Origin of the sequence: Thermaurantimonas aggregans, from assembly GCF_003851885.1 — a bacterium.
Lineage (GTDB): Bacteria > Bacteroidota > Bacteroidia > Flavobacteriales > Schleiferiaceae > Thermaurantimonas > Thermaurantimonas aggregans.
The window spans coordinates 101120-110953 of sequence record NZ_BHZE01000009.1; the positions used below are offsets into that span (position 1 = coordinate 101120).

Sequence of the window (9834 nt, forward strand, 5' to 3'; positions counted from 1 at the left end):
AATTTTGTGTGAAATCTCTTAAAAAAACCGGTTTAAGCACTTAAGCCGGTTTTTTTAGTTTTGATTAACATACTAAAGGCCATTTTTATTTTTTTAAGAGAAAAATGCCTGAATAATTTTGCCAAAAATTTAAAAAAAGTCATGAAACGTACACTTTTGTTTGTGAGCCTAATATGGATAGGTGCTGCTTGTGGTTCAAAGAAAAAGTACGCTGAACTACTTGAAAAATACAACAAGCTCGATAACGAACTTGGCAAAACACGACTGGAACTCGCTGCTTGCCTTGATGAACGCAAGAAAACATCAAGCGAAGTAGAGTACCTAAGAAGTGTAAATTACAAACTCCTCAACAACATTGGCGAACTAAGCACGCTCTCTAAGAAAGAAGCTGAAAACCTCGAGCGTTCGCTTGAGACTTTGAAAGAACGCGATCTGCAAATTCGTACACTTCGCGATGCATTGACCAAAAAAGACAGCGTGCTCCTTGCACTTGTAACTTCGGTGAAAGGTGCCATTGGAAATATGGATGACGAAGACATCCAGATCAACGTTGAAAAAGGTGCGGTATTTATTTCAATATCTGACCGTTTCCTGTTTAAGAGTGGCTCCTATGAGCTCAATCAGAAAGCTAAAGAAGTCTTAGCTAAAGTTGCTAAAATCGCAAATGCTCGTCCTGAACTGGAGCTCATGGTAGAAGGACATACAGATAATGTTCCATTCAGAAGAGGACTTCTGCTCGACAACTGGGATCTTTCTGTGAAGCGCGCTACTGAAATTGTAAGAGTACTTCAGAACGAACACGGCATAAATCCTGCACGCATCACAGCAGCCGGACGCGGAGAATACATCCCTGTAGCTACTAATGAAACAGCAGAAGGTCGTGCTGCTAACCGCCGTACAAGAATTATCCTCCTTCCGAAGATCGATCAGTTTTACAACATGATCGAAGAAGGTATGAAAGCTTTGAAATAATTAGAATCCTTTATTCAACGCTAAGCCGCTGGACTCCTCAGCGGCTTTTTTATTTTTTTCAATTTTTTCTAAAGTTGCATTTTACTCTTTTCAGTTGTCAGTAAAATTCCAATTTCTGGCCGAATATTGCATTATAAACCTCAAAGTCGCTTAGAGATGAACTTAAACATGCGCTGTGCACTCTTTGCTTTGTTTCTTCTACCAGCTTTTGCAGGCTACAGTCAAAAAAAGTCAAACCAGAACACTTCGACTGCTTCCGAAAAAAAGGAAAATAGTCTCTCCCTGTCCGGTTTAAAGTGGCGTTCTATCGGCCCAGCCACCTTCGGCGGACGCATTGCTGACATTGCCGTTAATCCGAATGATTTTAATGAATATTATTTGGCCATTGCTTCGGGCGGAATCTTTAAAACTTCCAACGGCGGAGTCACCTTTTCTCCCGTCTTCGAAAATCAAACCTCCTACTCTATAGGCTGCTTAGCCATCGATCCCAAAAATCCGAAAACCATTTGGGCTGGCTCAGGCGAAAACAACAATCAGCGCTCCGTGGGCTATGGCGACGGAGTATATCGCTCTGACGACGGAGGACGCACCTGGCGAAATGTAGGCCTAAAGACCAGCGAACACATTGGAATGATTGCCATTGACCCTCGCAATAGTGACCATGTGTATGTAGCTGCCTATGGCCCTCTCTGGTCAAAGGGCGGTGAGCGCGGCATATATAAAACGACAGACGGCGGCCGAACTTGGCAAAGACTGCTACACGTGAGCGACCATACGGGTTTTAATGAAATTCACATTGACCGCAGCAATCCTAACCGCCTATATGCTACAGCACACCAACGTCGCAGACATACCTTTACTTACATCTCGGGCGGCCCTGAAAGTGCCCTTTACGTTAGCAACGACGCCGGTCGTACCTGGGATAAAGTGACCAATGGACTTCCTAAAGATGCAGACCTCGGCCGTATTTCACTGGCTCAAAGTCCTGCCAATCCGCAGCGCATCTATTTGATGGTCGAAGGTCATGGCATTTACGTTTCTGCTGACCGGGGCAATTCCTTTCAAAAAACCAACGACTACTATACCTCGGGTAATTACTATGTAAAACTCATCGCACATCCCGCTGACGAGATGGTGTGCTTCAGTATGGATACCTACACCCACATCACTCGCGATGGGGGCAAAACTTGGGTGCGCTGGACCGAAGACAAAAAACACGTAGACAACCATGCCCTTTGGATTAATCCGAAGAATCCCCTCCACATGCTTAACGGAAATGACGGAGGCCTTTATGAAACCTACGATGCTGGTCAATCATGGCGCTTCATCGATAACCTCCCTATACTTCAGCTCTACCGCGTAAGCGTCGATAATGAAGGACCTTTTTACAACGTGTATGGCGGTACGCAAGACAATAGCTCCATCGGTGGCCCATCACGTACTCGTTACGTACAGGGCATCACAAATGCCGATTGGTTTGTAACACAGGGCGGTGACGGTTTTAAAACCCAAATCGACCCACAAAATCCCAACATTGTCTATGCACAATACCAATATGGCGGATTAGCTCGCTATGACCGCGCCACCGGTGAACGCGTAATGATACGTCCTATTGAGGAACCGGATAGCCCCGCCTATCGCTTCAATTGGGATGCACCCCTAATTTTGAGCCATCATCAGCCCGGTACGCTCTACTTTGCTGCTCAGAAAGTTCTCAAATCAACCGACTACGGAAGCTCTTGGCAAGAGATCAGTCCAGACCTGAGCCGCCAGATCGACCGTAATACCTTGAAGGTGATGGACCGCTACTGGGGCGTGGATGCAATAGCCCGTCACCGCAGCACGACGCCATATGGCAACATCCTTCAGCTCACCGAAGCACCACTCAAAAGCGGTCGTCTGGCCGCCGGCACCGACGATGGCCTCATTCACATCACCGATGACGATGGCCGTACCTGGCGACGGGCAGCTGCTTTGCCTGGCGTGCCAGAGCGTGCTTTCATCAGTGCTCTTCTTTGGTCAGCCCACAGCGAAAATACCCTTTATGCAGCTGCAAACAATCATCAGGAAGGTGACTTCCGCCCCTACCTATTCCGCTCAACCGATGCCGGCCGCACTTGGCAAGCTATTACCACAGGTCTGCCTGATCGAGGTTCCGTATGGTGCATCGCCGAAGATCCGGAAGAGCCTAATCTCCTATTTACCGGCACTGAATTTTCCATATACACTTCACTCAATGGCGGTCGTCAATGGCTACCTCTCAATGGGGGCTTACCTACCATACCCGTGCGAGATATCGCCATTCAGTCCACTCACCACGACCTGGTGATTGCCACCTTTGGTCGAGGCTTTTATGTGCTTGACGACTACTCAGTGCTGCGCGAAATGGCCCGTCGCGACTGGAGCCAACTGCCTTTTGCCGTGGCCTCTGATCGTCCGGGACTCCTCTATCAAGAAGCCAATAAATACGGTTACAGCCGCGCTGGATTTTTGGGTGATGGCTTCATTATGGCCGATAATCCGCCTATCGGTAAAACTTTTACTTTTTATTTGAAAGAAGCACCTAAAACCCTGCGTGATCTTCGTAAAGAAAAGGAAAAGAAAGCCAATCCGGCTACCGATCCGCTCCCAAATCCCACCCTTGCCGAGTTAAGAGCTGAAAAAGAAGAGGAAAAACCCTATCTCATCTTCGCTATCTCCGACCAAGCAGGCCAAGAGGTAGCTCGCTTCACCACAGATGCTTCTGCAGGTTTGAGACGCGTCACCTGGGATGGTCGCTACACCGCACGTCACACTTTTCCCACAGGCCAGCACACCGATCTAAAAGCCTCAGCCCACAAGGCACCTGCTGGTCGCTATAGTCTATCAGTCTTTTTACATACCCGCGATACCCTTCAAACACTTGTCAGCAATCATTCTTTTGAACTAATGACCCTCGATGCCGAAGTGTTCCCCGCCAAAGATCAGAGCTCGCTACTGGTACATCGCCGGCGCGCTGAAGACCTTCGCCGTCAACTCACCGCTGCAGGCAATCAGCTCGATGAGCTCACCGCCGAAGTCCGCTCTGTCAAGAACGCCTTGCGCATTTTGCCGGGTTCAGATCCTCAGCGATTGAAGGAGGCAACCGACATCGAGCGACAACTCGGTGACGTCTCCATTGCCCTGCGCGGTAATAAAATTCTAGGCAACGACGAAATACCCATGCCCACGCCATTAATCGATCGTCTCAACAACGCCATTTATACCCTCTACTATTATTCAGGCGAACCTACTGGTACAGCCTTGCGACAACTTGACATCGTAACCGATCAACTACCTGCGGTACTACGTCAACTTCGGGATGCCCGCCAGCGCATCGACTTCCTCACCACTTACCTCATCGACATTGGTGGCCCCTATTGGAAGAGCAGACTACCTGAACATCAGAGATAAAAATTTGCTCTGGTGGGGCTGTAAGCGCTGAAAGTTCTTGAATATGCGCTTCGACCCCAAGATCTGGCATCGCGAAGTGCTGCTTGTTAATCGCTCTAAAGTGTATCATCCATATCTTTTGTAAAGCGGCCCTTTTGGCCGCTTTGTTTTAAAAACTTTAACTTTAACGGAAACCGAAACTTAGAACACAGATTTGTGCTGATTTAGTTGTGGTTTTTCGATGATGTATAATTACTCAGCTTATTCGAATGACAAAACAACCTTGACCATTACTTTAACTAAAAACCCAAACTCAAATTCAAATCCCTTATGCGCCAATCTGCGAGTTCTGCGGGAAAAATGGATTAATAGGAAAAAACTTTGCTTGAATTTTATCGAAAGCAAAAAAAGATTTTAACTCGAATTACTACCTCTAATATTTGCTTCTCCTTCGTACCAAGTCAAAACCAATTTTTAACCAAATCTTTTTGTCTCTCACGTTCTATCTCTTAATTCAGCCTATCAGATTTTTCTACTTTTGCTCGCCTATCAATTTTTTTTACATGTATAGAACACACACCTGTGGAGAGCTGCGTTTACATCACCAAGGTCAGCAAGTGACATTAGCCGGTTGGGTACAGCGCATTCGCAAGCTTGGCGCAATCACTTTTGTAGATGTTCGTGATCGCTTCGGCATCACTCAACTCGCTTTTTACGAAGACTCGGATAAAGAAAATTTCGACAAAGCCAATGAGTTAGGCAGAGAATACGTCATTCAAGTCACTGGCATTGTTCGCGAACGAGACAGCAAGAATCCAAATCTGCCAACAGGCGATATCGAAGTGGTTCCCCACACACTGCGCATACTAAATGCCAGCAAAACCCCACCTTTCACCATCGAAGACGAAACAGACGGGGGCGACGAGCTGCGTATGAAGTATCGTTACCTCGACCTGCGTCGCAATCCGCTGAAAAACAACCTAATGCTGCGCTATCGCATTGGCATGGAGGTGCGCAGGTATCTCGATTCCCTTGGATTTATCGACATCGAGACCCCCTTTCTCATCAAATCCACACCCGAAGGTGCTCGCGACTTTGTGGTGCCCTCGCGCATCCATCCCGGTCATTTTTACGCCCTTCCTCAAAGTCCACAGACCTTCAAACAACTCTTGATGGTAGCAGGCTTCGATCGCTACTATCAAATTGTTCGCTGCTTTCGAGACGAAGATTTACGCGCTGACCGTCAGCCTGAGTTTACTCAAATTGACTGTGAAATGGCCTTCGTCGAACAGGAAGATATCCTTCAAACGTTCGAAGGCCTTGTGCGTCACTTGCTAAAAGAGATTAAGGGCATTGAGGTCGGACCTTTCCCAAGAATGAGCTATGCTGATGCTATGCGCCTCTACGGCTGTGACAAGCCCGACATTCGATTCGGCATGCAGTTCGTCGAATTAAATGACATAGCTAAGGGCTTTGGCTTTAAAGTTTTTGACGAAGCCGAATTGGTTGTAGCTATCAACGCTCAGGGCTGTGCCCACTACAGCCGCAAGCAGATCGACGAACTCATGGAGTATGTCCGTCGTCCACAGATCGGTGCCGGCGGCCTTGCCTGGATGAAAAGAGATGAAAATGGGTTAAAGTCATCGTTTGACAAGTTTTACACTCCCTCACAACTCGAGGCCATTGCCGAAAAAGCCAAGGTAACCAATGGCGACCTTTTGCTCATCTTAGCCGGTCCTGAAGCAAAAACTCGCAAAGCCTTACACGAACTGCGCATGTATATGGGTGAAAAACTCGGCTTGCGCAAGCCCGATGAGTTTGCCCCTCTTTGGGTGCTTGACTTTCCACTGCTCGAGTGGGATGAAGAGACTGGCCGTTGGCATGCCATGCATCATCCATTTACCTCGCCTAAACCCGAAGATATCCACCTTCTTGACTCAGACCCCGGAAGCGTGCGCGCCAATGCCTACGATATGGTACTCAATGGCAATGAAATTGGCGGTGGCTCTATTCGAATCTTCGATCGCCAGCTTCAGAAGAAGATGTTTCAACTGTTGGGCTTCAGCGACGAAAAAGCACAGGAACAGTTTGGTTTTCTGATGAATGCTTTTGAATACGGCGCACCACCTCACGGAGGTATTGCTTTTGGATTTGATAGATTGGTCGCCTTGCTTGGCGGTCATGAGACTATACGCGAATTCATCGCCTTTCCAAAAAACAATGCAGGTCGTGACCTAATGATCGATGCTCCCTCGCCCATTGATGAGGAGCAGCTCCAAGAATTGCATATTTCTACGATAAACCCACAGGTATGAAAATAATAAAGCTTTTCCTTCTACTACCTGTCCTTCTCCTTTTAAATGGATGCGATGTACTCACCCAAGTGGGTGGTTTACCCGGAATCAACCCCCTACCACCGAGTGAGGCTGAAGTAACTTCAGGTCTTAAAAGTGCCCTTGAAGTCGGCATAACGAATGCAGTGAAGCAAACCTCTGAGAATGGCGGATTTTTGAACAACAGCTTAATTCGAATTCCCTTTCCGCCGGAAGCCGCACGTATGGAACGCACCCTTCGAGACATCGGTCTAGGGGCTCAGGTCGATCAGTTTGTGCGCACCATGAATGCAGCAGCTGAAGAAGCCTCCAAAAAAGCTACTCCTATTTTCGTTAATGCCATTCGCCAAATGTCCTTTACAGACGTAATGAACATTTGGAGGGGCGATAGCACAGCAGCCACGCAATATCTTAAGCGCACTACATCTGATCAGTTGAGACAGGCTTTTACACCTGTTATCAAAGAAGCAATTGAAAAGGTCGAACTCACCGCACTTTGGAATCCCCTTGCATCAGCCTATAACAGCATTCCTTTTGTAACACCAGTAAATCCCAATCTCGAAAACTTTATCACCGATCGCGCACTCGAAGGGCTATTTGCAATGGTAGCTCGCGAAGAGGCCGCCATTCGTCGCGACCCTGCTGCTCGAGTCAATGACATCTTAAAGCGCGTCTTTGGCTGGCTCGACAATGAGAGAAAACAATAATTCTTCGAAAAAGCTGGCTCACAATGGGTGGAAGTGGTTTTGGCTGCCCTTTCGCCTGTTGTGGCGCGCTTGGTTTTATACCACCATTTTTATAGCGATTGTATTAGTATTTCCCTTTATCACTGTACTGTCTCTGCGGCCGGAATGGTACAGATATTTTTTCTGGTTTGAGCGCATTTGGGCATATGTGGTCACCTTCTTAACAGGTTTTATTCCCGTTATAAAAAACAGACATTATATCGATCGAAACAAACAGTACATCATTACGGCCAATCACACCAGCATGATGGACATAATGATGACCCTCATTGCAGTGCCTAATACATTTTTGTTTATTGGAAAAAAAGAACTAGCTAAATACCCCCTTTTTGGGTATTACTATAGGCGCACTAATATTTTGGTCGATCGCCAAAGCTTGAGCAGTAAAAAGAATGTGTATTGGAAAGCCGCTGAAAAAATCGCTCAAGGATACTCGGTGTGCATATATCCTGAAGGCGGTGTACCAGATGAGTCTATTGAGCTCGCTCCTTTTAAAATGGGAGCTTTTAAACTCGCGGTTGAAACTTCTACCGATATTTTGCCAATAAGCTTTCCTCGAACCAAAAGACATTTTCCTTACAGTGTTTTCAAAGGCCGGCCGGGTATTCTTACGGCTATCGTACATCCGCCCATCGAAGTATCAAAACTTCGATACGTTGAAGAAACCGATTTGCGCGATAAAACATTTCAAATCATTCTCTCCGGGCTGCGAAGCGAGTCATGAACTGTTTTTTTAAAAAAAGGAAAAATCGTTATTTATCAAAGGCACTAAAAACAAATTTCAACCAGCAATTTCTTAAAACACACTCCCCGCTTTTAACTAGCCCTACAAGTGATTACTCCTTTACTTTGCAACATAATATTTCTTTATGACCCGCGAAAAAAGAGTTTACAACAGTATAATCGAAGCCATAGGCAATACGCCCTTAATACGCCTGAATAGAATTGCACAAGACATTCCGTGTCCGGTTTACGCTAAAGTAGAATATTTTAATCCAGGCCATAGCACAAAAGACCGCATGGCACTTAAGATGATCGAAGACGCCGAACGCGACGGCCGTTTGAAGCCCGGTGGAACCATCATAGAGTGTACTAGTGGAAATACAGGTATGGGCCTGGCCCTCGCTGCCGCTGTGAAAGGCTACAAGCTCATCTGCACGATGAACGACAAGCAAAGCAAAGAGAAAATGGACATTCTCCGAGCTATGGGGGCAGAGGTGTACGTATGCCCAACCAATGTAGCCCCAGACCATCCTGATTCATATTACTCTGTAGCTCGTCGATTAAATCAAGAGATTCCCAACTCCTTTTTTCCCAATCAATACGATAACCTTTCAAATCGTCAAGCGCACTACGAAACCACTGGCCCAGAGATTTGGGAACAAACTGAAGGACGCATTACTCACTTCGTAGTAGGTGTGGGTACCGGTGGTACCATTTCGGGCGTAGCGCGCTATTTGAAAGAAAAAAATCCCAACATCCAAATCTGGGGAGCTGATACTTACGGATCTGTATTTAAAAAATACCACGAGACTGGCATTTTCGACGAAAACGAAATTTACTCTTACATCACCGAAGGCATTGGCGAGGACATTCTGCCCGCTAACGTGGATTTCTCTCTTATCGATCGCTTTGAAAAAGTTACCGATAAAGACGGTGCGCTCATCGCACGTGAATTAGCCAAGAAGGAAGGACTCTTTCTCGGATACTCTGCCGGCAGTGCCTTTGGTGTGGTGCGCCAGCTCAAACACTTGCTCAAGCCAACTGATTTCGTAGTGGTGCTATTCCACGACCACGGCAGTCGATATGTAGGCAAAATTTACAACGACGATTGGATGCGTGAACGCGGCTTTTTGCCACAGAACAACAAAGTGGCGAAAGACTTTGTGGACAAGCACAGCCGCTTGCCGCTTTTGCACATAGGAGTAGGGGAGCCTGTAAGCAACGCCATTCGCCTGATGCGCAAACATTCTATCTCACAGCTACCTGTTACACGTGATGGCCAATTTGTCGGCTCACTCGACGAACGCACCCTATTTAATGCCGTAATTGAAGATCCCACAGCTGTAAATAAACTCGCCGGCGAACTGATGAAAGAACCCTTCCCTATCGTAGAGGCCACTACACCGGTAGAAGAATTCAAGCACTACTTTACAGCTGACGTGGGGGCTGTACTCGTTCGTTTGGGGGGCAATGATTACCACATCATCACGCGCAACGATCTTATAGCGCTTCTCGGCTGAACAATTAAAGAAGGTGTCCAAAAAGTAAAGGACGCCTTCTTTTTTATTTTGATAAAACCCTTAATTGAAGTAAATTAGAGCCATCATAGACATTTTAAGTGAGGCGAGTAGTCTTTAAACAGCAACCCG

General features: G+C 46.7%; 6 protein-coding genes. All 6 read left to right on the top strand.

From position 1 onward, the window contains the following. Window positions 1–141 precede the first annotated feature (141 nt). The 6 genes from EIP89_RS06010 to EIP89_RS06035 all read left to right on the top strand — a co-directional run bounded on the left by EIP89_RS06010 (window position 142) and on the right by EIP89_RS06035 (window position 9705). The gene (locus EIP89_RS06010) at window positions 142–972 is read left to right on the top strand and encodes an OmpA/MotB family protein (RefSeq protein ID WP_124397766.1); all 831 of its coding nucleotides are present in this window, start codon (window positions 142–144) and stop codon (window positions 970–972) included. A 156-nt stretch (window positions 973–1128) separates the two neighbouring features. Next, the gene (locus tag EIP89_RS06015) at window positions 1129–4404 is read left to right on the top strand and encodes a VPS10 domain-containing protein (RefSeq protein ID WP_124397767.1); all 3276 of its coding nucleotides are present in this window, start codon (window positions 1129–1131) and stop codon (window positions 4402–4404) included. Between the two features lie 542 nt (window positions 4405–4946). Further along, the gene (gene aspS / locus EIP89_RS06020) at window positions 4947–6698 is read left to right on the top strand and encodes an aspartate--tRNA ligase (RefSeq protein ID WP_124397768.1); all 1752 of its coding nucleotides are present in this window, start codon (window positions 4947–4949) and stop codon (window positions 6696–6698) included. Beyond that, window positions 6695–7423 (top strand): DUF4197 domain-containing protein, encoded by a 729-nt coding sequence (locus EIP89_RS06025; RefSeq protein ID WP_124397769.1) that lies wholly within the window; start codon window positions 6695–6697, stop codon window positions 7421–7423. The genes aspS and EIP89_RS06025 overlap by 4 nt, the downstream gene beginning before the upstream one ends. After that, window positions 7407–8186, top strand: coding sequence for a lysophospholipid acyltransferase family protein (locus tag EIP89_RS06030; protein ID WP_124397770.1), 780 nt, complete (start codon window positions 7407–7409; stop codon window positions 8184–8186). Before EIP89_RS06025 ends, EIP89_RS06030 begins: the two co-directional genes overlap by 17 nt. Before the next feature lie 145 nt (window positions 8187–8331). Continuing rightward, complete coding sequence (locus EIP89_RS06035) at window positions 8332–9705, top strand: pyridoxal-phosphate dependent enzyme (RefSeq protein WP_124397771.1); 1374 nt, start codon at window positions 8332–8334, stop codon at window positions 9703–9705. The last annotated feature ends 129 nt before the right edge of the window (window positions 9706–9834 follow it).

What these genes read in the sequence shown, in the direction of transcription:
- EIP89_RS06010 (WP_124397766.1), top strand. Translation starts at nt 142, where the DNA reads ATGAAACGTACACTTTTGTTTGTGAGCCTAATATGGATAGGTGCTGCT.
- EIP89_RS06015 (WP_124397767.1), top strand. Translation starts at nt 1,129, where the DNA reads ATGAACTTAAACATGCGCTGTGCACTCTTTGCTTTGTTTCTTCTACCA.
- aspS (WP_124397768.1), top strand. Translation starts at nt 4,947, where the DNA reads ATGTATAGAACACACACCTGTGGAGAGCTGCGTTTACATCACCAAGGT.
- EIP89_RS06025 (WP_124397769.1), top strand. Translation starts at nt 6,695, where the DNA reads ATGAAAATAATAAAGCTTTTCCTTCTACTACCTGTCCTTCTCCTTTTA.
- EIP89_RS06030 (WP_124397770.1), top strand. Translation starts at nt 7,407, where the DNA reads ATGAGAGAAAACAATAATTCTTCGAAAAAGCTGGCTCACAATGGGTGG.
- EIP89_RS06035 (WP_124397771.1), top strand. Translation starts at nt 8,332, where the DNA reads ATGACCCGCGAAAAAAGAGTTTACAACAGTATAATCGAAGCCATAGGC.